Raw genomic sequence first — 22,842 nt, 5'->3', positions numbered from 1 at the left:
ACGGTGTGGCCCCCATGGTCTCAAAGCGGTCGCGGCATCCAGCAGAGACGGTTGCGCCCTTCCTTCTTGGCTTGATACAGCAGGGCATCGGCAACAGCGAGCAGCTCCTTGGGCGTACTGCCCTCCTGGGGAACGGCCGTCGCCAGCCCGAGGCTGACGGTGACGATGCCCTCCGGGCCGCCTTGGGCGTGGGGCAGCCCGAGGGCACTGACGCTGCTGCGCAGCTTTTCGCCGATTGGGCCCAGGCCTTCGGCCGGCAGCCCGGGCAGCAACACCACGAATTCCTCCCCGCCGTAGCGGGCAACCAGGTCGCCACTGCGGCCCAGCGACGCCTCCAGGACAGCCGCGATCTGCTCCAGACAGTGGTCTCCGGCTGGATGGCCGTAGTGGTCGTTGTAGGCCTTGAAGTAGTCCACATCCAGCATTCCTATGGACAGGGGCATCTGATGGCGCAGGGCCCGCTGCCACTCCGTGTCGAACCGGCGCTGAAAGCTGCGGCGATTGGGGATGCCCGTGAGGCTGTCCTGATGGCTGAGCTGCTCCAGCCGCACATTGGCAGCGGTGAGCTCCTGGGTGCGCGACGCCACCATCTCCTCCAGCTCACGCGCCTGTTCCTCCAACCGGGCGCGCATCCGCCGCTGCTGCAGGTTGGTCACCAAAATCATCAGCGCCAGGAACAGCACGCCGCAGAACAGGCGAGCCATCACTGACCTGAGCACGAGATCACTGGAGGCAGGCAGAAGATCGCTGCCGACGAAGACGAACCAGGTCTGCAGCATCGCCGCCAGCAGGTTCAACCCCGTGGCCGCAACGGGCAAGAAGCGGAAGCCCGCCACCAGAAGCAGGGGAAAAAGCAGAGCCAAGGGAGTGAGGCTCAGGGCCGGCAGGAACCCTCCGTTGATCAACACGGTGCTCAGCGTGATCGCCAGCAGCAGCCCCCACCAGTCCGGCCTGCGCAGCTCGTGGCGCAGGCGCTGGAGCCCTGCGGGATCCCCGGGCCCCGGCAGGGCCGCCAGAAAGGGCGTCAGGGCCAGGATTCCCGCGAAGTGGAGCAGGAACGCCAGGGACGCGTCCAGGCCCGCGGGGTGCAGCAACCGGATGGCCCCGATCGACAGCAGCACACCCAGTGCGGAAGCGCCGTACAAGCCAACGAAGTCATGCAGGCTGTCCAGGGGATCGCGACTGCGCATCAGCCGGGGCACCAGCAGCAGCACGACCACGGGCTCCAGACAGGTCGCCAGCCCCACAGCGATGGCGTGCCACAGGCCCCCCCCACTGGAAAGGAACGCCACGAGGCTGGCCCCCAACCAAAGCCCGGGCAGAACGATGGGACCGCTCCGCAGCGCGAGGGCCACCATCAGACCGGAGGGGAACCAGATGCCTGGAATCAGGGCATCGCCCTGGGCCAGATGAAGCGACAGGCCGGCCAGAACGCCATAGGCTCCGAAGGCGGCCAGGTTGAGCGAAAGGAAGCGCTGGGGACGGTTCAGGGGCCTGGGGCTGCTAGCAAGCAGGACAAGGGGGATCGGTGGCTTTTCCCTGCTTAGGGCAGGACCAGCGCAAAAACCGGGGAGGAAAGACGAAGAGTGAGCAAATCAAGGTTCACCGCTTCCCGCAGCGGGATGATGGGCCAGCTCGTGCCACCCATGGCCCCGCCCCCTGCCGCTCAAAAAGCGCAACGCCGGCGCAACCGGCTGCTCAGCCTGCTGGGCGGCCTGGCCCTGGTCGCCCCCCTCGGGGGTTGCAGCGCTGGCCGGGAGTGGCCCAACGTGGTGTACGTGGCGATCGGAGCCAACAAAGACGAGATCATCGACGCGGAACTGAAGCAGGAATCTCGGGATCGCCTGGAGGAGGCGATAGCGCGATTCCGCCAGATCCACCCCGACACCCACTTTCAGTTCAGCATCTACCGCGAAGACCAGATGGTGGAGGTGATGCGCCGGCGCAGCAGGAGTGGCCTCGCCCCGGATCTGCTGCTGGTGAATGGCGACACGGCCCTGCGCTTGCGACAGGCCGGCCTGGTGGATCCCTTCCCCATCCGCAAGGACCAGCTGGCCATCTTCAACGAGACGGAACTGCGGCGGTTGCGCAGCCCGGATGGGCAACTGGCAGGCCTGCCGGTGCTGGTGCAAACCGAGTTGAGCTGCTTCAACCGCCAGCGCCTTCCCGAACCCCCCGCCACCCTGCAGGAGCTGCTTGAAGCCAGCGCCAACGGTCACCCCATCGGCCTGTCGATGGACTTCTATTACCTGTTCTGGATCGTGGGCAGCACCGGAGCCCTGCCCGCCATGGACCGGACCGTGCTGGGGCAACCGCCCAACCCGGCCGAACGCCAGGCCCTGACGGGCTGGCTGGCCTGGATGCAGAACGCCAGCAACCAGCAGCGGGTCACCTTCTTCCCCGACCAGCCCACCGCCGAAGCCGAATTCAAGGCCGGACGCCTCGACTGGATCCCCTGTCGCAGCACCGTGCTGCCCCAGCTGCGCCGGGTGATGGGCAGCGCCCTCGGAGTGGCCCCCCTGCCGAATGGGGAGGGGCACCGGGCCAGTCCGATCAACCGGCTGCGGGTGCTGGCCCTGGGCCGCAGCTCCAGCGCAGAGGGACGTCGCCGCGCCCTGGCTTTCAGCTTCTACGCCGTCAACCCGCTGACCCAGCGCACCCTCACCCTGGGATCCCAGACGGTGCTGCCCGCCAACCGCTTCGTCACCGTGCCGGTGCAGAGCTCCCAGGTGCTGGCCGCCATGGTGACTGCCGCCAACCAAGGCTTGCAGGCCAACAACCTGGTGACCCTCGTGCACAACAATGACCCCCGCATTCCCCGCTTGCAGACCCTGCTGACCGAGTTGGTGTTCGGGGAGCGCAGCCCCGAGGGCGCCACCACCGAGCTGATCCAGATCCTGCAGGCCCGCCCATGAACGAGCTGCTGCTGGAGATCTTCGGCTGGCTGGGCTACCTGGAACGGCCCACGGTGCTGCTGCAGCTGGTCCTGGTGATCTCGGTGGTGCTGCTCACCCGAGAGGCCCGGCGCCGGCGATGGCTACCGGCGCTGCCGGTGCTCGCCTATCCGCCCCTGGGGCTCTTGGCCCTGGCCCTGGGCTGCGGCGCCTTGGCCGGCCTGGGCCTGCCCCAGGGGCTGGCGAGCCTGCTGGGGCTGCAATGGCTGGGCTGGTACGGCATCAGCCTGCTGCACCAGCCCCTCGCCCGCTGGCTGCCACCGCAGCGGCTGCATCAGCTCGAATCCCGGCTGCTGCGGCCGGCCTACCTGGTGGGCGCGGCCCTGCTACTGATCCGGGAGGTCGACAACTTCAACGACCTCGCCGTCATCCCGCTGGGCGAGCTGCTGGGCGTGTCGGTGAGCTTCGGCAAGCTGTTCAACGCCCTGGTGGTGATCTATCTGGTGCTGGTGGGCTGCGGCCCGCCGGCGGCCGGTGTGGCCTGGCTGGCGCAGCGCGCCCTGGGGCTGAGCGACGGCAGTCGCAAGGCCATGGAGCTGATGCTCCGCTACCTGGTGGTGAGCCTGGGGCTGGTGGGTGTCGCCATGCACCTAGGCATCAACAGCACCGCGCTGATCGCCGTGGCCGGAGGCCTGTCGGTGGGCCTGGGCTTCGGCATCAAGGAGGTGTTCTCCAACTTCATCAGTGGCATCTGGCTGCTGTTTGAGGGCTCCGTGCGCCCAGGGGAAGTGCTGATGCTCGATGGCGATCCCTGTGAGGTGCGCCGGCTCGGCCTGCGGGCCACCCTGCTCTGGCGCAACCGGGACAACGCCGAACTGCTGATCCCCAACCAGACCTTCTTCACTTCAGCAGCGACGAGTTACACCGCCAGCGACCGCATGCGCCGCAGCGAGGTGAGTGTGGGAGCGGCCTACCACCACGACCCGGCCGCCGTGATCGCCCTGCTGGAAGCCGCCGCCCTGGAGGTGCCACGGGTGCTGGAGAGTCCAGCCCCCAAGGCCCTGTTGCTCGACTATGGCGATTTCGCCATCCACTACTCCCTGCGCTTCTGGATCGCCAATCCGATGGACAACGTCGGGATCTGCAGCGACGTGAACCAGGCGATCTGGGTGGCCTTCCGGCGGGAGGGCATCGAGATTCCCTTCCCCCAGCAAGTGCAATATCCGATGGCGTGGCCCCCCGAAGAGCACCAGAGCACCCAGGCCCATCGGTGAAAGAAACTCCAACCAGTCTTTTATCAGGATCGCTAAATCGCCAGACGTTCGACGGCTTTTTCTAACAACTCAATCGAGACATCCTCAGCAGAGTCGATATCGGAGAGGCCAAATGGATTGTCAATATCGTCGATCAAACGCAGCAGCAAGATCACAATAAAGGAAATCACCGCCAGAAAAAAGACGGATTCAGCGAGATTCTCCGCCCGAGCCATCACCAAGCCGGCAAAGAGCAGCACCGCGGCAATATCAGCCATCCAGTACACCAGCGGTACAAATGTAGTGTCGCGAATGGTCTGCACCCGGTTCACCTTTTGCAAAATGGTGGCCATGTCCTGCATCAGTCGCCCCCGCAGGGTGGAGGCATCACCCTTGAACTGCACAGCGGCAAGCACCACCTCCCGATGCACCTGCCCATGGCAGAGCAGGATCTGATCGGTACTGATCCTCTCCTTCAACCAATCCAACAGAGAACTCCCCAACCCCGCCACGGCATTGAGCGCTGCCCCAACGCGTGCCTCAGGGTGATAGGCCTGAATGGCCTGGATCTCAAGCGTGAGGGACTGGAGCGCCGTGGCCAATTCACCGGGAATCTTCTCGCTCTCCTTGAAATCCGTGAGCACGCCGCTCAACAGAAAACCCAGCAGAAAAACGGTCGAGGCGACCATCGCCGAAAACAGCTGGTTGACGCTGATCCGCTCCAGACCCAGAACATGTACAGCCACTTTGATGCCGCAGAGCACCAGCACCTGGAGAAACACACCACGGATTTTTCTCAGACGACGACGCCGCGCGGATGACCGCAAGCCGGCTTTCGGAGGAACAGTGTTCAAAAAATGGCCAGATACCCACTCCATTCTGGCGATCGGAGCAGACCGAAGCAGGTGTTCTAGAACACAAGCGGGACGCTGACAGCGGCCAGGAGATCTAGGGTTGTTTGTTAGTCATTTTTCCCCATGGTTGAGGCTTTTCTGGCAGCAGTGCGCTCCAACGAAGACCTGCAACGCCAGCTGCGCGGGGCCACCACGGCGGCTGACCTGGCCGCTGTGGCCGCCGAGGCAGGTCTGACCATCGAACCCGCCGCCCTGGTGAAGGCCTTCGCCCAGTTGCTGCTCGAGAGCGACGACGCCATGGCCGTGCGCAACTTCGACAACCTCGGTTGGGACATGGGCGAGCTGCTGTGGGCCGCCAAAACCTGGGAACGCCCCGATCAGGCCTGAGCCAGACGGCGCAGATAGCCCTCACGGCTGCCGGCGTTGATCCACCCGGTGGCAATGGTTTTGGTGAGGGTTGGGTTCACCCGGCCGCGGTGAATGTGGGAAGGGCCCGCCGGAAAGATCACGAGCTTGCCGTGCTCCGCCTCCTCGTGGTGCCCCTGCCAATGAAATTCGGTGCCGCCCTCCGGCAGGTCGTTGCAGTAGAGGATCCAGGCCAACACACGGTGCACCGGCTCGGTGGCCTCGTCGCTGATCGTCCAGTCGCAGTGCCAGCGCTTGAAGCCCTCTCCGGGCGCGTAGCGCTGCAGGTTGAAGATCGGATTCACGAACAGCTGCTGCTCCGGGCAGCAGTCGCGAAACAGCGGCCGTTCCTGCAGGTAGCGCTCCAGCCCCGCCGAAACCCCCCGCAGAATCACCTCCGCCAGGGCGAAGGCCTCCGGATCGGAGCGATCGATCGCCACCAGGCTGATGTCGGTGGAGATCTTGGCCGGCTCTGCACCTGCCCCGGCCGAGCCCTCAGGACCGAACGCCACCCCGGGGCGCTGCAGATCGACACGCCGCTCAAAGAAGGCCATCACCCCATCGGCGAGGGCGGCGTAGCCGGCATTGCGGTAGCGGGCGATCAGATCCATCACGGACGCTCCTGCGAGGGGTCGAGCCAGGGAATGGCCACCACCGCATCCAACTCCTGCCAGCACTCCGGCGGGGCCACCCGCTGGGGCCCCAGGCCCACCCGCTCGAGGGCCTCGGCCACCCGCGCGGCATCCAGGGGGCCAGACGGGCCCAAGGGCATCACCAGCACCTGCTGCTCGGCGGGGTCGGCCATCACCTGAAGCTCCAGATCCTCCAGCTCCCGCTCAAAGAACAGGCGCCGCATCCGGGCGCTGAGCACCGGGCCCAGGGCCGCCGCAAAGGCCTCCAGCCCGTCCCGATCGCCACTACAGCCGCAGTTGAGCGACAGCCAGATCATCAGCTTGGCCCAGCTTTCGGTGCTCCAGAGCGGCTGGAAGCTCTCGCGGTGCTGGCGCACCAGCTCGCCGATGGCGAAATCGAACAGGGTTGCCTGCAGGTTGGTGGCCTTCATGCCTGCCATCCTGCTCAGCGACGGGCAGACTGCAAAGGCATGTGCCTGCAGCATCCATGGCCCTCGACTTCAACGACCCCGATCTGGAGTTCGGCGATCTCGTGTACGCCTACCAGAGCTGGGTGATGGCGGTGATCAACGACGAGAAGCTGGGCGGCGACGACAAGCTGCTCACCGAGGAGATCGCCGACGACGCCCTCAACGCCATGCGCTTCCTGCCTGGCGAAGTGACCAGCGCCATCGAAACCAGCCTCGCCCGCGTCTACGACGTGGATGCCGACGAGCTGGCCAACCTGCTCTTCCCCGAAGGCTGACGCCCACGACTGGCCCAGACCCCTGCTCGCCCTCGGAGCAGCCGGCGTGCTGATTTGCAGCGCCACCCCACCGGGATGGCGCCACCGGCCCGCGTGGGTCAGGATTTCATGACCGTGTTCGCTGAACAGCACGAGAAAACAACGGACTGGGAGTAGAGGGCCGGCAATGACAGATCAATCCACATGCATGATCTCGATACGCTGATGGCCAAGGGCGGCGAAAAGCTGCATTTGATTCACAATATTGAGTTCAACAGCGGCCAAACACTTGCGCCGGCACACATCAATTACGTCACGCTGGGCACACCTCAGCATGACTCAGATGGACAGATCATCAATGCGGTCTTGCTCGTTCATGGAACCGCAAGCAGCTGGCGAATGTATGCCGAGAGCTGGTGGAGCAGCCAGATGTATGGCCCTGGACAACCGCTCGATCTCAGCTGCACGTTTGTCATTCTTTCAGACAATCTTGGAGCGGGGAGCTCCAGCAAGCCCAGCGATGGCCTGCGCATGGAATTCCCCTCCTATCAACACAGCGATGTTGTGCGCGCCCAGCACGACCTGGTCACCAACCAACTCGGCATCAAACAATTACGGGCCGTGATCGGCAGTTCCTATGGGGGCAGGCTCGCCTGGCAATGGGCCGTTCAATATCCCCATGCGGTGAAGGGCATCATTCCGATGATTGCCTCCCCCTTTGCCCTGGCTGGCCGTCGTGGCATGCAAGATTATCTCGGGATTGAACCCCTGCTGATTGATCCAACCTGGGATGGCGGCAATTACAACGAAACCCCGCAAAACTTCCCCTTGGCGATCATGGCCTATTGGATCTTCATGTCTGGGGTGAGCCATCTATGGAATGCAGCTCCCACGCGGGAGCGATCCCTACGGCACCTACCCAGACTGGCGGAAAAGATCGCCGCAAACCTGGATGCCAATGACTGGATCTACCAACTGCGTGCCAATGACACATTCAACGTTTCCCCGAGGCTTGAGGAGATTCAGGCCCAAGTGCTGGCCATCGCCGTGGATGGGGATGAAATGGTACCGGTTGAGCTCGGACAACTGGACGAAGCCAAGCGAAGACTCGGTGACAAAATGGATATTGTTCTGGCCAGAGATTCAGGGAGGGGCCATGCCGCTTTGCAGCATGAACTTGGAGCTTGTGCACCGAAAATCAGCCAATTCCTCAAATCCCTTGACTGACAACCTGGGGCCTACACGTTCAACGGAATGCCGCACAGCAGGAGTCCAATGCGCGATGCCGGGTTCGAACCAGCGACATCCTGCTTGTAAGGCAGGCGCTCTACCGCTGAGCTAATCGCGCGTGAGGCGCAACTTACACCACATCTCTATGGCCCGTCGCCAGCCCAGCCCAGCCTCCCTGCCGCAGACGCTGCGCTGGCAGCTGGAGGCCAGCGCCGTCCGCGTGCTCCTGGCCCTGCTGCGGGGTCGCAGCCATCGCACCATGGTTCACGGCATCCGCCTGGCCCACCAACTCGCCAGGCCCTGGCTGCAACAACGCCACGCCACGGCAGTCGCCAACCTGCAGCGGGTTTACGGCACAGAGCTCTCCCCAGCGCAACGCCAGACCCTGGCCGAGCGCTCGATCGACAGCTTTTTTCTCTCCTGCCTCGAATCGATCATTCAGCCAGTCGACAGCGCCCTGGTGCGCGCCGAAGGGGAGGGGCTGGACGACCTGCTGGCCCTGCATCGCCAGGGCCAGGGGGTGATCGTCGGCTCCCTGCATCTGGGCTGCTGGGATCTGGCCCTGCGTTGGCTCAGCGAACAGATCGACACCCTCTCGGTGGTCTTCCGGCCGGCCCACAACCCCATCAGCGATCGCCTGCTCAACCGTGCCCGCAGCGCCAACAGCCACTGCGGCTGGATCTCCCAGTTCGATGCGAAAGCGATGTTTCGCTGTCTGCGGGGGGGCGGCAGCCTGGTGATGATGACCGACCTCTACAGCGGCGACAGTGACCTGCAGGTCGATTTCCTGGGCCTCTCCACCCGCTTCGCCAAGGGGCCTGCCGCCCTGTCCCAGAAATCGGGCTGCCCCCTGTTTCCGGTGGCCCATGTGCGCGAGGCAGACGGCCGCTTTCGCCTGATCTGCGGTCCAGCGCTCTGGCCTGGCGAGGGCGATGAGGCTCTGGCGGCCCAGATGGCGGCCCTGGCCCGTTGGCACGAAACCTGGATTCAGGCCTACCCCGAGCAGTACTACTGGATCAACCGGCGCTGGCGGCCCGGCGATGGCAGCGGCCAGCGGTTGCGCGCCATGGACCCACCCGCCCCTCGGGGGCACTGAACCGTGGCCAGCGGCCGCAGCCACGACCGGGCCACCTGGGCCCTGAGCCTGCCCTTCGGCCTGCTGTGGTGGCCGCTGCTGGGCCTGGCGGGGGTGGCCTGTGCCGGCCTGGCCTTCCTGCTGGGGGGCCTGCTGCTCTCCCCCGACCTCGACACCCGCTCCAACCCCACGCGCCGCTGGGGGCCCCTGCGGCTGCTGTGGTGGCCCTACCGCCGCCTGCTGCGCCACCGCTCGGTGATCAGTCACAGCCCCGTGGTGGGCAGCTGCGGGCGACTGCTCTATCTGGGGGCCCTGCTGATCGGCCTCAGCTGGCTGGGCCAACCCCTCGGCACCCCCGCGCCAGCCGCCCTGGTGCAGGGAGCCCAGCAGCTCTGGCAGGGGCACCAGCCCCTGGTGATCGCGGCGCTGGTGGGCCTGGAGGCCAGCACCTGGCTGCATCTGGTGCAGGACGGTGATCCGATGCCCAAAACCCCGCGGCTGCTGCGGCGTTGGCGCCGGCGGCGCCGGTGAGAGGGTGGCCCAACCGCGCACCGCCAACCGTCACCGCCATGGGCTCCCCCTCCAGCACCCCCACCCTTGCGGCCCTCGCCGAGCTGATCGCCGTGGTGGCCCGGCTGCGGGATCCCGAGGGAGGCTGCCCCTGGGACCGGGAGCAAACCCACGCCTCCCTGGTGCCCTACGTGCTGGAGGAGGCCCACGAGGTGGCCGATGCCATCCGCCACGGCGACGACCAGCACCTGGCCGAGGAACTGGGCGACTTGCTGATGCAGGTGGTGCTGCACGCCCAGATCGCCAGCGAGGAGGGTCGCTTTGATCTGGCCGCGATCGCTGCGGGCCTCAGCGCCAAGCTGGTGCGCCGCCACCCCCACGTGTTCGCCGAGGCGGAAGCCGCCGACAGCGCGGCGGTGAAGCAGCTCTGGGAAGCGATCAAGACGGAGGAACAGATCCAACGCCAGGCCGCCAACACCACCGAAGCCCAAACCAGCGCCAGCCCCCTCAGCGATCGCCTGGCGGGCAAGGTGCGGGGCCAACCCGCCCTGGCCGGCGCCATGACGATCTCGAAGAAGGCCGCCGCGGCCGGCTTCGAATGGGACGGCATCGACGGCGTGTGGGAGAAGGTGCACGAGGAGCTCGATGAGCTCAAGGAAGCGGTGGACGAAGCCAGGGCCAGCGGCGATCGGGCCCACGCCCAGGAGGAGCTGGGCGATCTGCTGTTCACCCTGGTGAACGTGGCCCGCTGGTGCGGCATCGACCCCGAGGCGGGCCTAGCCGGCACCAACCGCCGCTTCCTCGATCGCTTCTCCCGCGTCGAAGCGGCCCTAGGCGGCGACTTGGGCGGCCGCTCGATCCAGGAACTGGAAGGCCTCTGGCAGCAGGCCAAGGCCCAGATCAGGGCCGAAAACGGATCGCCAGCCAGCCCCTGAACCCCTGGCGGCCCCACCCTCACAAGTTCTGTACAGCCTGTACAGATTCAGGGACACCACCCGGCACACGACTCCAGGCCAGACCGCGCTGGGGGCCTCAATCCTCCGGCAACTGGGGGCGGGCCTGCCGCTGGCCCTTGATGGCCCCGCGCTGTTTCTTGGCCGCCAGGCGCCGCTCCTGGGAGCCCCGGGTGGGTTTGGTGGGCCGGCGCGGCGGGGGCGGGGGCTTGATCGCCTCCTGCAGCAGCGCCACCAGCCGCCGTTGCGCCGCCACCCGGTTCTGCCACTGGGAGCGGTGCTCACTGGCGGCGATCACGATCGCCCCATCCACCAGGGTTCCCTCCAGCCGCCGCAGGGCCCGGGCCTGCAGCAGGGGCGGCAAGGCCTGGGACGCCGCCAGATCGAACACCAGCTCCACCCGCGAATCGGTGGTGTTCACGTTCTGGCCGCCGGGCCCGGAGGAGCGCGAAAAGCGCCAGGCCAGGGCGGCCGCCGGAATCAGCACCGCCGGGGTCACCTGCAGGTCGTCGCTGGGGCGCGCTGGGGCCATGCCCCGAGCCTGTCATGGGCAGCACACAGGCGATGCGCAAGTCTGGGAAGAGCAACCCCCAGGCCTGTGAGCACCCCGCCCGCCCCCAACTGGATCGACGAGATCTTCGACGGCGTGCGCTACGGCCTCGAGGGCACGGTGATCGCCGAGCAGGATTCGCCCTTTCAGCGCGTCACGATCATCGACAGCACGCGCTACGGCAAGGGCCTGCTGCTCGATGGCTGCTGGATGACGGCCGAGCGCCAGGAGCGGCACTACCACGAGGCGATCGTGCATCCGGCCCTCTGCAGCGCCGCCAGCATCGAGCGGGTGCTGGTGATCGGCGGTGGCGATGGCGGCACCGCCCGCGAATGCCTGCGCCACGCCGGCGTGCGGCACCTCGACCTGGTCGAGATCGATGGCCTGGTGGTGGAGTGGAGCCAGCAGCACCTGCCCTCCATCGGTGGGGGTTGCTGGAGCGACCCCCGCTTCCACCTCACCGTGGGCGATGGCATCGCCTGGGCCGCCAACGCCCCGGATGCCAGCTACGACGTGGTGATCGTGGATGGCTCCGATCCGGCCGGCCCCGCCGAAGGCCTGTTCAACCGGGCCTTCTTCGAGCAGTGCCGGCGCATCCTCAAGCCGGGCGGTGTGTTTGCCACCCAGAGCGAATCGCCCGAGGCCTTCCGCCAGGTGCACCTCGACACGGTGAAACTGATCCGCGAGGTGTTCGGCCATGCCGACCCGATGTACGGCTGGGTGCCCATGTATCCGAGCGGCTGGTGGAGCTGGACGTTCGCCGCCAGCGACGGCCGTCGCTATCTGCAGCCGGATCCCTCCCGTGCCGCGGCCGTGGTCGCTGGCTCGGAGATCTGGAGTCCCCGCTGGCAGCGCGGCGCCTTCGACGCCATCCCCGCCGCCATCGAGCGCGCCCTCAACGCATGACCAACCTCTTCGACAGCGATTTATTTGACACCGACGGCGCCATCTACATGGGCAGCCAGCGCGATCCGGCCGGCTGCCGCGTCGGCCTGTTCGGCGTGCCCTACGACGGCACCACCTCCTTCCGCCCCGGCACCCGCTTCGGCCCCGCCGCCATCCGCGAGGTGAGCCCGGGCCTGGAGAGCTACGACCCCCAGCTCGATCGCGACCTCGAGGAGCTGGCCATCGCCGATCTGGGCGCCGTGGACATCCCCTTCGGCGCCCCCGAGCCCGTGGTGGCCGCGGTGAAAGCCGCCACCGAGGCGGTGCTGGCCCTGGGGCTGAAACCGCTGATGCTCGGCGGCGAGCACTCGATCAGCTCCGGCGCCGTGGCGGCGGTGGCGGCCCAGCACCCCGATCTGGTGCTGGTGCAGCTCGATGCCCACGCCGACCTGCGCCACACCTGGCTCGGCGCCCACCACAGCCATGCCTGCGCCATGCGCCGCTGCCTGGAGGTGCTGCCCAGCCAGCAGCTGCTGCAGATCGCCATCCGCAGCGGCACCCGCGAGGAGTTCGCCGAACTGCGCCAGAGCGGCCGACTGGTGGCGATCGAGCGCATGGCCGAGGCGCTGCAGCCCCTGCGCGGCAAGCCCCTCTATCTCACCGTGGATCTGGATTGGTTTGATCCGGCCGTCATGGCGGGCACCGGCACCCCCGAGCCGGGTGGCTTCCTCTGGCGGGATTTCGCCGCCCTGGTGGAGGAGCTGCGCCACCACAGCCTGGTGGCCGCCGACGTGGTGGAGCTGGCGCCGATGCTCGATCCCACGGGCGTGAGCAGCGTGCTGGCCGCCAAGGTGGTGCGCAGCCTGTTATTCCTGCTGGATCGCTGAGGCGAAACGACCTTCAGTAGCAGCAGGTGCCGCTGGTGCGCTGTTCCCGCAGGCGCTCGTGCTGCTGGCTGATCAGCTGCACCGCCAGGGTGGGGTGGTTGTGCAGCAGGTTGAGGAACCGCAGCCGGTCGAGGCGCAGGATTTCCACAGGTGTGCGGGCAAACGCGTCATTGCGGTAGATGCCATCCCGCCAGACGATGTCCTGGTAGCTGAACAGCTCACCAGGGCGGTAGCAGAGCTTTTCGCCGCCTTCCCCGATCACTTCGACGATGCCGCGCCGCACGCCATAGATGGAATCGGCCCGGGAGCCCCGAGAAAACACCTTGGCACCGGTCGGCAAGGTGAGGACCTCACAGTCCACCTGGGCCGCCATCAACTCGGTTGTGGTGTATGTCGCTGGAGTTGCAACCAATTCAGAACCCCCACCACCAGAGGTCCTTAATACTGCCCCCCTGCCCCCGGTGCCTAGTGACGGGGTACACAGGGAACCATTCGGGGCAAAACTTTAGATTTGCTTCAGCTTTCCGTCAGGGCCGATTCGAGGCTCAGCTGGTGGTTGGGCTCGGTGGCCGTTCCTGCGCCGGAGGACGGCGCCGCCATCACCGGCAACCGTGGCGGCCGGGCCGTCCAGTGGTGACACCACAGTTCAGCGGCCAGGTCGGGATGGATCGGCAGCTGGCGCAGCTGGCACCAGCCGAATTCCGCCCCACTGGGGGGAGCGCAATGGCGGCAGCTGCGGCAGCAGGGGCGCTGACCCATCCAGGCGTGAGGTTTGGGTCTCTCAACGTATGCACGGCTACGGAATCCGGGTAGGCGGACAACCGAATCTTCCGAGTTCCTTCTGGATTGCCGCAGGGTCTGCATAGGATCCGGCCATGGCCCTCCAGCGCACCCCTCTCTTTGATGCCGCCAAGGCCGCCGGCGGCCGCATGGTGCCTTTCGCCGGCTGGGAGATGGCCGTGCAGTTTGCCGGGTTGGTGGCCGAGCACCACGCCGTGCGCCAGGGCTGCGGGATGTTCGACATCTCCCACATGGGGGTGCTCACCCTGCGGGGGGCGGGAGCCAAGGATGCCCTCCAGGGCTTGGTGCCCACCGACCTGTTCCGCATCGGCCCCGGCGAGGCCTGTTACACGGTGCTGCTCAACGACGCCGGCGGCATCCGCGACGACGTGATCGTCTACGACCGGGGGCAGGTGGCCAGTGGCGATGGCAGCAGCGATGGCAGCACCGACGAGCTGCTGCTGGTGATCAACGCCGCCTGTGCCGAGGCCGACACGGCCTGGATCCGCAGCCAGCTGGAGCCCCAGGGCATCACGGTGGCCAACCGCAAGGGCGATGGCGTGCTGCTGGCCCTGCAGGGCCCCGGGGCCCAGGCCCGCCTGGAGGCCCTGAGCGGGGCCAACCTGGCCGGCCTGCCCCGCTTCGGCCACCGGGAACTCAACCTGGCTGGGGCCCCAGCTTTCGTGGGCCGCACCGGCTACACCGGCGAAGACGGCTTTGAGCTGCTGCTGCCCCGCGATGCGGGCCTGGCCCTCTGGACCCAGCTCCTGGCCGAGGGGGTGACGCCCTGCGGCCTCGGCGCCCGCGACACCCTGCGCCTGGAGGCGGCCATGCACCTCTATGGCTCCGACATGGATGCCGCCACCACGCCCCTGGAGGCGGGACTGGGCTGGCTGGTGCACCTGGAGATGCCGAAACCCTTCATCGGCCGGGCGGTGCTGGAGCGCCAGACCGCCGAGGGGGTGCAGCGGCGCCTGGTGGGCCTGACCCTGCAGGGGCGTGCCATCGCCCGCCATGGCTACCCGGTGCTCCAGAACGGCGAGCGGGTTGGCGAGATCACCAGCGGCACCTGGTCACCCACCCTCGGCCAAGCCATTGCCCTGGCCTACGTGCCGGTGGCGGCCGCCAAGCTGGGCACCGAACTGGCCGTGGAGATCCGCGGCAAGGCCGAGCCCGCGGTGGTGGTGAAGCGTCCGTTTTATCGGCGCTGACAGCACCACCAATCAACCCACCGGGTGGGACAATCGCCCATTGCTCTCCCCACCTCCTCAGCATGCGCAGCCACGGATGCGGCGACCTGCGCCAAGGCGCCAGCGGCCAGGCCGTTCAGCTCTGCGGCTGGGTGGACCGCAGCCGGGACCATGGCGGCGTGATCTTCATCGACCTGCGCGACCGCAGCGGCACCGTGCAGATCACCGTGGACCCCGACAACGGCGCCGCCATGTTCGCCGTGGCGGAGCACCTGCGTAACGAGACGGTGGTGCAGGTGGAGGGCACGGTGCGGGAGCGCCCCGCCGACGCCATCAACGACAAGCTGGCCACCGGCCGCATCGAGGTGCTGGCCAGCGCCATCACCGTGCTGAATGCCGTGAAGGGCAACCTGCCCTTCCCCGTGTCGGTGCACGACGAGGAGAACACCCGCGAGGAGCTGCGGCTGCGCCACCGCTATTTGGACCTGCGCCGCGAGCGCATGAACGGCAACCTGCGCCTGCGGGCCCGCACGATCCAGGCCGCCCGCCGCTTCCTCGAAGACCAGGGCTTCATCGAGGTGGAAACCCCGGTGCTCACCCGCTCCACCCCCGAAGGCGCCCGCGACTACCTGGTGCCCTCCCGGGTGTGCGGCGGCGAGTGGTTTGCCCTGCCCCAGTCGCCCCAGCTGTTCAAGCAGCTGCTGATGGTGGGCGGCATCGAGCGCTACTACCAGGTGGCCCGCTGCTTCCGCGACGAGGACCTGCGGGCCGATCGCCAGCCGGAATTCACCCAGCTGGACATCGAGATGAGCTTCATGGGCCAGGAGGACATCCTGGAGCTGAACGAAGCCCTGATCGCCAGCATCTGGCAGGCCGTGAAAGGCGTGGAGCTGCCCCGCCCCTTCCCGCGCCTCACCTGGCATGAGGCCATGGCGCGCTACGGCACCGACCGGCCCGACACCCGCTACGGCCTGGAGCTCACCGATGTGTCCGACCTGGTGGCCGGCATGGGCTTCAAGGTGTTCTCCGGCGCCGTGGCCGCCGGCGGCTCGGTGAAATGCATCGCGGTGCCCGGCGGCAACGACGCCCTCAGCAACGTGCGCATCAAGCCCGGCGGCGATGTGTTCAGTGAGGCCCAGGCCGCCGGCGCTGGCGGCCTGGCCTTCATCCGGGTGCGCGAGGGCGGCGAGATCGACACGATCGGCGCCATCAAGGACAACCTCTCCGAAGCCACGAAGGCCGAGCTGCTGGAGCGCACCGGGGCCGAGCCCGGCACCCTGATCCTGTTCGGCGCCGGCGACACCGCCACGGTGAACAAGGCCCTTGATCGGGTGCGCCAGTTCCTGGCCCGCGAGCTGGGCCTGGTACAGCCCGACCGCGACAACGACAGCTGGAACTTCCTCTGGGTGGTGGATTTCCCGATGTTCGAGTTCAACGCCGGCGAAAACCGCCTCGAGGCGCTGCACCACCCCTTCTGCGCCCCCAACGCCGCGGATCTGGGCGACGATCCGGCCGCCTGGGCCACCACCCTGCCCACGGCCCGCGCCCAGGCCTACGACCTGGTGCTCAACGGCCTGGAGCTGGGCGGCGGCTCCCTGCGCATCCACGATTCGGCCCTGCAGCGCCAGGTGCTGCAGACCATCGGCCTGCCCCTGGAAGAGGCCAACCAGCAGTTCGGCTTCCTGATGGACGCCCTCGACATGGGCGCGCCGCCCCACGGCGGCCTGGCCTTCGGCGTGGACCGGATCGTGATGCTGCTGGCTGGCGAGGAGTCGATCCGCGACACGATCGCCTTCCCCAAAACCCAGCAGGCCCGCTGCCTGATGACCCAGGCGCCCGCCGGTGTGGCCGACAAACAGCTCGAGGAGCTGCACGTGGCCAGCACCTGGGTGGAGGAGGAGGCCGGCTGAAAACCAAAACAGACCAGACCGTGAAAACCAAAACAAATCGGGGCAATCGGCGTCGCCCGGGCTGACGGTGGCAAGCGTGAGAACGCCCTTGCCCGTTTGGGTTGCCCAACTCCCCCGCCATCACCGACCTGGTGCGGCTCTACCTCCAGGACATCGGCCGGGTTGACCTGCTGACCCAGGAGGAAGAACTCACCCTGGCCCGCCTGGTGCAGCAGCGCGAACAGCTGCTCCAGCAGGGGGAGGACGGCCCGCTGGATGGGGCCGAACGGCGCCGGGCCCTGCACCGCGGCAAGCGGGCCAAGGAGCGGATGATCCAGGCCAACCTGCGGCTGGTGGTGGCCGTGGCCAAGAAATACCAGCGCCGGGGCCTGGAGCTGCTCGATCTCGTGCAGGAAGGCACCCTCGGCCTGGAACGGGCCGTGGAGCGCTTCGACCCCACCCGGGGCTTCCGCTTCAGCACCTACGCCTACTGGTGGATCCGCCAGGGGATCACCCGCGCCATCGCCAGCCAGAGCCGCACCATCCGGCTGCCGGTGCACATCACCGAAAAGCTCAACCGGATCAAGCGGGCCCAGCGGGAGCTCACCGCCCGCCACGGCCGCACGCCCAGCGTGGCGGAAATCGCCCGGGAGCTGGAGCTCAGCGAAGCCACGGTGCGGCAGACCCTGCTGCAGGTGCCCCGGCCCGTCTCCCTGGAAGGCCGCGTCGGCAAGGACCAGGACACCGAGCTGGGCGATCTGGTGGAGGACAGCCACGACACGCCCGAGCAGGAACTCGCCCGCGAGCAGCTCCACGACGACCTCGAAGCCCTGCTGCAGGACCTCAACAGCCGCGAGGCCCTGGTGATCCGCCAGCGGTTCGGCCTGGAGGACGACACCCCCCGCACCCTCACCGAGATCGGCGAGGCCCTGCACCTGTCCCGGGAGCGGGTGCGCCAGATCGAATCGCGCGCCCTGCTGAAGCTGCGCCAGCCCCAGAACCGCTGCCGGGTGAAGGATTACCTGGGCAGCCTCGACTGAAGGCCACCAGGCCCACGAGCCAGGGCGCCGAATTGGGACTACAAGGAAGGGAGTCCGGATCCGCCGCCATGGCCAGCACCCCACCCCCCATCGACATCGGCATCCCCGAAGCCCAGCGCCTGCAGATCGCTGAGGGGCTCGGCCGGGTGCTGGCCGACAGCACCGTGCTCTACGCCAAGACCCACGGCTTCCACTGGAATGTCACCGGGCCGATGTTCAACACCCTGCACCTGATGTTCATGGGGCAGTACACCGAGCTGTGGACCGCCCTCGACGCCATCGCCGAACGGATCCGGGCCCTGGGCTGCCCGGCACCCTTTGGCGGCGCCACCTACGGCCAGCTCTCCTCGATCCCGGAGAGCCAGGGCATCCCGGCGGCCCTGGAGATGGTGCGCGAACTGGTGCTGGGCCATGAGGCCGTGGCCCGCACGATCCGCAGCGTGATGGTCACCGCTGACGCGGCCAACGACCAGCCCACCGCCGACCTGCTCACCCAGCGGCTGCAGATCCACGAGAAGACGGCCTGGATGCTGCGCAGCCTGCTGGAGGCCTAGCCCGCTGGGGCGAGCGCCCTTGGGGTGCCCGGTACATTGAAGGATCCGCCGCAGGGACATGAGCAAGTTCGTTTTCGTGACCGGCGGCGTCGTGTCGAGCATCGGCAAGGGGATCGTGGCCGCCAGCCTGGGGCGCCTGCTCAAGAGCCGCGGCTACAGCGTTTCGATCCTCAAGCTCGATCCCTACCTGAATGTGGACCCGGGCACGATGAGCCCGTACCAGCACGGGGAGGTGTTCGTCACCGATGACGGCGCCGAGACCGACCTCGACCTGGGCCACTACGAGCGCTTCACCGACACGGCGATGACGCGCCTCAACAGCGTCACCACCGGCTCGATCTACCAGGCGGTGATCAACAAGGAGCGCCGCGGCGACTACAACGGCGGCACCGTGCAGGTGATCCCCCACATCACCGGCGAGATCCGCGAGCGCATCCACCGGGTGGCCGCCAACAGCCACGCCGATGTGGTGATCACCGAGATCGGCGGCACGGTGGGCGACATCGAGTCGCTGCCCTTTCTGGAGGCGATCCGGGAGTTCCGCGGCGATGTGGGCCGCCAGGACCTGGCCTACGTGCACGTGACCCTGCTGCCCTTCATCGGCGTGTCGGGCGAACTCAAGACCAAGCCCACCCAGCACTCGGTGAAGGAGCTGCGCTCGATCGGCATCCAGCCGGACGTGCTGGTGTGCCGCAGCGACCGGGCGATCACCAGCGACCTCAAGCGCAAGATCGGTGGCTTCTGCGGCGTGCCCGAGCGGGCCGTGATCCAGGCCCTCGATGCCGACAGCATCTATGCGGTGCCCCTGGCGATGGAGCAGGAGGGCCTCTGCCGCGAGGTGCTCGATGTGCTGCAGCTCGCCGACCACGACAGCGACATGGCCCGCTGGCAGGAGCTGGTGACCAAGCTGCGCCATCCCGGCCCCGCCGTGAAGGTGGCCCTGGTGGGCAAGTACGTGCAGCTCAACGACGCCTACCTCTCGGTGGTGGAGGCCCTGCGCCATGCCTGCCTGGATCGGGATGCCTCCCTCGATCTGCACTGGGTGTGCGCCGAACAGATCGAAACCCAGGGGGCGGAAACCCTGCTGGCCGGCATGGATGCGGTGGTGGTGCCCGGCGGCTTCGGCAACCGGGGCGTGGACGGCAAGGTGGCGGCGATCCGCTGGGCCCGCGAACAGCGGGTGCCCTTCCTGGGCCTGTGCCTGGGCATGCAGTGCGCCGTGATCGAGTGGGCCCGCAACCAGGCGGGGCTCACCGGGGCCACCAGCGCCGAGCTCGATGCCGACACGCCCCATCCGGTGATCCACCTGCTGCCGGAGCAGCAGGACGTGGTGGATCTGGGCGGCACGATGCGGCTGGGGGTTTATCCCTGCCGGCTCACCGGCGGCACCATGGCCCAGCGGCTCTATGGCGATGAGGTGGTGTACGAGCGCCACCGCCACCGCTATGAGTTCAACAACGCCTACCGCAGCCTGTTCCTGGAATCGGGCTACGAGATCAGCGGCACCTCACCGGATGGGCGCCTGGTGGAACTGATCGAGCTGAAGGACCACCCCTTCTTCACGGCGTGCCAGTACCACCCCGAATTCCTCTCCCGCCCCGGCAAGCCCCATCCCCTCTTCCGCGGCCTGATCGAGGCGGCCCAGCAACGGCTGCCGCGCTCTCCCCAGGAGATGCCGGCCCAGGCGGCTGGGGAACAGGGAGCCCCGCTCAGATCTGCTTGAGGGAATCGGTCTTGTCCTTGAACTCGCCCAGCAGCAACTGCAGGTAGGTCACCTTGCGCAGCTTGATGTTGGCGGTGAGGGACATGCCCACCTGCAGCGGCAGGCTCTTGCCGGATTTGAGCTTGAGCTGCTGGCTGTCGAGGGTGAGGGTGGCGGGGAAGCGGTAGGTCTGGTGGCGCTCGTCGGGGGGTAGGGCGTCGGAGCCGATGCCCTTCACGGTGCCGAGCAGCACGCCGAAATCGGTGGCGGGGAAGGAATCGATGCTGATGTCGGCCGGACGGCCCACCCGCACAAAGCCGATGTCGCTGCTCTCGATCTCCACCTTGGCCTGGAGGGCATCGAAGGGCACGATCTTCATCACCGGCTCACTGCCCTGGGCCACAAAGCCGGGGCCGGTGGGCTTGAGATCAAACACCACCCCGTCCACCGGGGAGCGCACATCCTGGTAGCGGATGTTCACCCGCAGCTCGGTGAGCTTGCTGCCCAGATCGGCCAGCTCCCCCTTGAGCTGCTCCACCGCCTGCTCGAGGATCGCGCTCTGGCGCAGGCGATCCACCTTGAGCTTGGCCAGCTCACCCTCCACCTCGCGCACCTTGTTGCGCTGCTGGAGGTATTGCAGCTCGGCGGAGGCGCCCACCGCCTTGAGGCCCGCCAGGCGATCGAGGATCTCTCGCTCGAGCACCAGGTTCTGGCCGGTCACCGTTTGCTCGGTGTCGTTGAGGTTGAGGTAGCGGGCCAGCTCCACCTCCTTGAGCCGCAGCTGGGCCTGCTTGGCGGCGATGGTGGTGCCCAGGCTCTGCTGGCGGTCGAGGGTGGCCTCGTTGTCGAGGCGCAGCAGCACCTGGCCTTTGGTCACCCGCTGGCCGTCTTTGACGAGCATGGTTTCAAGCACGCCACCCACCGGCATCTGGATGGTTTTGACATCGCCGATCGGCTGGAGCTTGCCGGGGGCCACCACCACCTCATCGGTTTTGGCGAAGGCCAGCCAGGCCAGGCCCACCGCCGTGGTGCCCAGCAGGGCCCAGGTGATGGTGCGGGCCAGGAAGCGCGATTGCTGCAGCGCCATCTCCTCATGGCTGGTCTGCACCCGCCGCTCAATGGCGTTCTGGGCGCGGCGCACGATCGACATCAGCTGGCCTCCTGTTGGCGGTAAAGGGCGTAGTAACGGCCGCGGCGCTCCATCAACTCGTCGTGGGTGCCCGTTTCCACCACCGCGCCCTCGTGCAGCATCACGATCAGATCGGCCCGGCGGATGGTGGAGAGCCGGTGGGTGATGAAGAAGACGGTGCAGTGCTGGAGGTTGTCGAGCAGGTTGTCGCAGACGCGGCGCTCAGTGTCGTAGTCGAGGGCGCTGGTGGCCTCATCGAGCACCAGCAGGCGGGGCTGGGAGAGCAGGGTGCGGGCCAGGGCCAGCCGCTGCCGCTGCCCGCCCGAAAGCCCGGCGCCGCGCTCGCCCACATTGCTGCTGTAGCCAGCCGGCAACTCCATGATGAAGTCGTGGGCACAGGCCAACCGGGCCGCCTGCACGATGGCATCGCTGCTGGCATCGGGATCGGTGAGGGCGATGTTTTCGGCCACGGTGCCGGTGAACAGCAGGGGCTCCTGGGGCACGATGCCGATCTGGCGCCGCAGGGAATAGAGCTCCACCTTGTCGATGTCGTAGTGGTCGATCAGGATCCGGCCGCTATCGGGGGAATAGAGGCGGGCGAGCATCTTGGTGAGGGTGCTCTTGCCGCTGCCGCTCTGGCCCACCACCCCCACGAAGGTGCCGGCGGGGATGGTGAGATCGATGTGGCGCAGCACCTGGGCGCCGCCGGGGGTGAAGGAGAAGCAGAGGTCATCGAAAGTCACCTCCCCTGAGATCGGGGGCAGAGGGATCTTCTGCTTGTCGGCCTCGTCGGACTCCTCGGGGGTGTCCACCACATCGGCCAGCCGCTCAAACGACACCTTGAGCTCCTGGATGCTCTGCCAGATCGAGGAGAGCCGCAGCAGGGGCTGGGTGACGTAGCCGGAGATGATCCGGAAGGCGATCAGCTGGCCCAGGGTCATGTCGCCGGAGAGCACCAGGGAGGCCCCCACCCAGAGCACCAGCAGCTGGGAGAGCTTCTGCAGCACCTGGGAGGTTTCCGACAGGGCCGTGCCGGTGATCGTTTTCTCGAAGCTGCGCGAGATGTATTTGCCGTAGAGGTCTTGCCACTTCCAGCGGCTGATCATCTCCACGTTCTGGGCCTTCACCGTTTGGATGCCGGTGAGCACCTCCACCAAGTGGCTCTGGGTGCGGGCGTTCTCCTGGGCGGCGTCGCGGTATTGGCGGCGGAACAGGGGAGCCCCGAGCACGGTGAGGCCGATCTGGATCGGCAGCACGCACAGGGCGATCAGGGTGAGCAGCCAGCTGTAGAGCAGCATCACGGCGATGTAGATCACCGAGAAGGCCGTATCGAGCAGGGTGGTGAGCGCCTGGCCGGTGAGGAAGTTGCGGATCTTTTCGAGCTCGGCGATGCGGGTGCCCAGCTCGCCCACGGGGCGGCGGTCGAAGTAGTTGAGCGGCAGCCGCAGCAGGTGGTCGATCACCTCGGCGCCGAGGCGCAGGTCGATGCGGTTGGTGGTTTCGCTGAACAGGAAGGTGCGCAGGGCGCCGATCACACCCTCCATCAGGGTCACCACCACCAGGGCGAAGCCGAGCACCTGCAGGGTGTCGAGGCTGCGCTGGTTGATCACCTTGTCGATGATCACCTGAATCAGCAGGGGGTTGGCCAGGCTGAACAGCTGCACCACAAAGGAGGCGATCAGCACCTGGGTGAGGATGCCGCGGTA

At 67.4% G+C, this 22,842-nt stretch carries 24 protein-coding genes and 1 tRNA gene; 15 read left to right on the top strand and 10 right to left on the bottom strand.

Features of this window, described 5'->3' with window-relative positions; translation table 11 throughout:
- Nucleotides 1–20: 20 nt before the first annotated feature.
- Complete coding sequence (locus tag KBY71_RS08905; protein WP_254928574.1) at nucleotides 21–1,457, bottom strand: diguanylate cyclase domain-containing protein; 1,437 nt, start codon at nucleotides 1,455–1,457, stop codon at nucleotides 21–23.
- 189 nt (nucleotides 1,458–1,646) lie between these two features.
- Between KBY71_RS08905 and KBY71_RS08900 the strand changes: the two genes are divergently transcribed.
- Together KBY71_RS08900 and KBY71_RS08895 are read left to right on the top strand one after the other, a co-directional pair.
- Complete coding sequence (locus KBY71_RS08900; RefSeq protein WP_254928569.1) at nucleotides 1,647–2,915, top strand: hypothetical protein; 1,269 nt, start codon at nucleotides 1,647–1,649, stop codon at nucleotides 2,913–2,915.
- Entirely contained in the window at nucleotides 2,912–4,168 is a 1,257-nt protein-coding gene (locus tag KBY71_RS08895) for a mechanosensitive ion channel family protein (RefSeq protein ID WP_254928568.1), read from the top strand. Before KBY71_RS08900 ends, KBY71_RS08895 begins: the two co-directional genes overlap by 4 nt.
- 32 nt (nucleotides 4,169–4,200) lie before the next feature.
- Here the strand turns inward: KBY71_RS08895 and KBY71_RS08890 are convergent, their stop codons facing one another.
- The gene (locus tag KBY71_RS08890) at nucleotides 4,201–5,001 is read right to left on the bottom strand and encodes a bestrophin family ion channel (protein ID WP_254928567.1); all 801 of its coding nucleotides are present in this window, start codon (nucleotides 4,999–5,001) and stop codon (nucleotides 4,201–4,203) included.
- A gap of 123 nt (nucleotides 5,002–5,124) precedes the next feature.
- On the opposite strand from KBY71_RS08890, the gene KBY71_RS08885 reads away from it, so the two are divergent.
- Nucleotides 5,125–5,388, top strand: a complete 264-nt coding sequence (locus KBY71_RS08885; protein WP_254928566.1) for a Nif11 family protein — start codon at nucleotides 5,125–5,127, stop codon at nucleotides 5,386–5,388.
- Here KBY71_RS08885 and KBY71_RS08880 read toward each other — a convergent pair.
- Both KBY71_RS08880 and KBY71_RS08875 read right to left on the bottom strand, forming a co-directional pair.
- Nucleotides 5,379–6,017, bottom strand: a complete 639-nt coding sequence (locus KBY71_RS08880) for a 2OG-Fe(II) oxygenase (RefSeq protein WP_254928565.1) — start codon at nucleotides 6,015–6,017, stop codon at nucleotides 5,379–5,381. The genes KBY71_RS08885 and KBY71_RS08880 overlap by 10 nt on opposite strands.
- Nucleotides 6,017–6,478 (bottom strand): protein phosphatase, encoded by a 462-nt coding sequence (locus KBY71_RS08875; protein WP_396095176.1) that lies wholly within the window; start codon nucleotides 6,476–6,478, stop codon nucleotides 6,017–6,019. The genes KBY71_RS08880 and KBY71_RS08875 overlap by 1 nt, the downstream gene beginning before the upstream one ends.
- 47 nt (nucleotides 6,479–6,525) lie before the next feature.
- Here KBY71_RS08875 and KBY71_RS08870 point away from each other — a divergent pair, with 47 nt between their 5' ends.
- Nucleotides 6,526–6,783 (top strand): hypothetical protein, encoded by a 258-nt coding sequence (locus KBY71_RS08870; protein WP_190390532.1) that lies wholly within the window; start codon nucleotides 6,526–6,528, stop codon nucleotides 6,781–6,783.
- Nucleotides 6,784–6,966: 183 nt separating this feature from the next.
- Nucleotides 6,967–7,989, top strand: a complete 1,023-nt coding sequence (locus tag KBY71_RS08865; RefSeq protein ID WP_254928563.1) for an alpha/beta fold hydrolase — start codon at nucleotides 6,967–6,969, stop codon at nucleotides 7,987–7,989.
- A gap of 49 nt (nucleotides 7,990–8,038) precedes the next feature.
- On the opposite strand, the gene KBY71_RS08860 is transcribed toward KBY71_RS08865, so the two are convergent.
- A tRNA-Val gene (locus tag KBY71_RS08860) sits at nucleotides 8,039–8,110 on the bottom strand.
- Here KBY71_RS08860 and KBY71_RS08855 point away from each other — a divergent pair.
- The 3 genes from KBY71_RS08855 to mazG are packed head-to-tail and all read left to right on the top strand — an operon-like array spanning nucleotide 8,111 to nucleotide 10,512.
- Nucleotides 8,111–9,088, top strand: coding sequence for a lysophospholipid acyltransferase family protein (locus KBY71_RS08855; protein WP_254928562.1), 978 nt, complete (start codon nucleotides 8,111–8,113; stop codon nucleotides 9,086–9,088).
- 3 nt (nucleotides 9,089–9,091) lie between these two features.
- On the top strand, nucleotides 9,092–9,598 hold the full coding sequence (locus KBY71_RS08850) for a metal-binding protein (RefSeq protein ID WP_254928561.1): 507 nt from the start codon (nucleotides 9,092–9,094) through the stop codon (nucleotides 9,596–9,598).
- Nucleotides 9,599–9,636: 38 nt separating this feature from the next.
- Nucleotides 9,637–10,512 (top strand): nucleoside triphosphate pyrophosphohydrolase, encoded by an 876-nt coding sequence (gene mazG, locus KBY71_RS08845; RefSeq protein ID WP_254928560.1) that lies wholly within the window; start codon nucleotides 9,637–9,639, stop codon nucleotides 10,510–10,512.
- Between the two features lie 97 nt (nucleotides 10,513–10,609).
- Here the strand turns inward: mazG and arfB are convergent, their stop codons facing one another.
- Entirely contained in the window at nucleotides 10,610–11,062 is a 453-nt protein-coding gene (gene arfB / locus KBY71_RS08840) for an alternative ribosome rescue aminoacyl-tRNA hydrolase ArfB (protein WP_254928559.1), read from the bottom strand.
- 66 nt (nucleotides 11,063–11,128) lie between these two features.
- On the opposite strand from arfB, the gene speE reads away from it, so the two are divergent.
- Entirely contained in the window at nucleotides 11,129–11,986 is an 858-nt protein-coding gene (gene speE / locus KBY71_RS08835) for a polyamine aminopropyltransferase (RefSeq protein WP_254928558.1), read from the top strand.
- On the top strand, nucleotides 11,983–12,852 hold the full coding sequence (gene speB, locus KBY71_RS08830; RefSeq protein ID WP_254928557.1) for an agmatinase: 870 nt from the start codon (nucleotides 11,983–11,985) through the stop codon (nucleotides 12,850–12,852). The genes speE and speB overlap by 4 nt, the downstream gene beginning before the upstream one ends.
- A gap of 13 nt (nucleotides 12,853–12,865) precedes the next feature.
- Here the strand turns inward: speB and KBY71_RS08825 are convergent, their stop codons facing one another.
- Together KBY71_RS08825 and KBY71_RS08820 are read right to left on the bottom strand one after the other, a co-directional pair.
- The gene (locus KBY71_RS08825) at nucleotides 12,866–13,225 is read right to left on the bottom strand and encodes a cyclic nucleotide-binding domain-containing protein (protein ID WP_254928556.1); all 360 of its coding nucleotides are present in this window, start codon (nucleotides 13,223–13,225) and stop codon (nucleotides 12,866–12,868) included.
- 143 nt (nucleotides 13,226–13,368) lie between these two features.
- Complete coding sequence (locus KBY71_RS08820; RefSeq protein WP_254928555.1) at nucleotides 13,369–13,611, bottom strand: hypothetical protein; 243 nt, start codon at nucleotides 13,609–13,611, stop codon at nucleotides 13,369–13,371.
- 116 nt (nucleotides 13,612–13,727) lie between these two features.
- Between KBY71_RS08820 and gcvT the strand changes: the two genes are divergently transcribed.
- The 5 genes from gcvT to KBY71_RS08795 all read left to right on the top strand — a co-directional run bounded on the left by gcvT (nucleotide 13,728) and on the right by KBY71_RS08795 (nucleotide 20,028).
- Nucleotides 13,728–14,843, top strand: a complete 1,116-nt coding sequence (gcvT, locus tag KBY71_RS08815; RefSeq protein ID WP_254928554.1) for a glycine cleavage system aminomethyltransferase GcvT — start codon at nucleotides 13,728–13,730, stop codon at nucleotides 14,841–14,843.
- A 62-nt stretch (nucleotides 14,844–14,905) separates the two neighbouring features.
- Complete coding sequence (gene aspS / locus KBY71_RS08810) at nucleotides 14,906–16,732, top strand: aspartate--tRNA ligase (RefSeq protein WP_254928553.1); 1,827 nt, start codon at nucleotides 14,906–14,908, stop codon at nucleotides 16,730–16,732.
- 101 nt (nucleotides 16,733–16,833) lie between these two features.
- Entirely contained in the window at nucleotides 16,834–17,751 is a 918-nt protein-coding gene (locus tag KBY71_RS08805) for an RNA polymerase sigma factor, RpoD/SigA family (RefSeq protein WP_254928552.1), read from the top strand.
- Nucleotides 17,752–17,819: 68 nt separating this feature from the next.
- Nucleotides 17,820–18,305 carry a Dps family protein gene (locus KBY71_RS08800; protein WP_254928551.1) on the top strand — a complete coding sequence of 162 codons (486 nt, stop codon included), beginning with the start codon at nucleotides 17,820–17,822 and terminating at the stop codon, nucleotides 18,303–18,305.
- Between the two features lie 58 nt (nucleotides 18,306–18,363).
- Nucleotides 18,364–20,028 (top strand): CTP synthase, encoded by a 1,665-nt coding sequence (locus KBY71_RS08795; protein WP_254928550.1) that lies wholly within the window; start codon nucleotides 18,364–18,366, stop codon nucleotides 20,026–20,028.
- Here the strand turns inward: KBY71_RS08795 and KBY71_RS08790 are convergent.
- Nucleotides 20,015–21,157: an HlyD family secretion protein gene (locus KBY71_RS08790; RefSeq protein WP_254928549.1), complete on the bottom strand. Its 1,143-nt coding sequence runs from the start codon at nucleotides 21,155–21,157 to the stop codon at nucleotides 20,015–20,017. The two genes, KBY71_RS08795 and KBY71_RS08790, sit on opposite strands and share 14 nt — an antisense overlap.
- Nucleotides 21,157–22,842, bottom strand: a 1,686-nt coding sequence (locus KBY71_RS08785) for a peptidase domain-containing ABC transporter (protein WP_254928548.1), incomplete at its 5' end; no start/stop codon positions are given. The genes KBY71_RS08785 and KBY71_RS08790, both read right to left, overlap by 1 nt.

The sequence above is a fragment of the Cyanobium sp. T1B-Tous genome (assembly GCF_024345475.1).
Classification (GTDB): domain Bacteria; phylum Cyanobacteriota; class Cyanobacteriia; order PCC-6307; family Cyanobiaceae; genus Cyanobium_A.
This window is presented reverse-complemented; position numbering and strand designations above follow the sequence as displayed.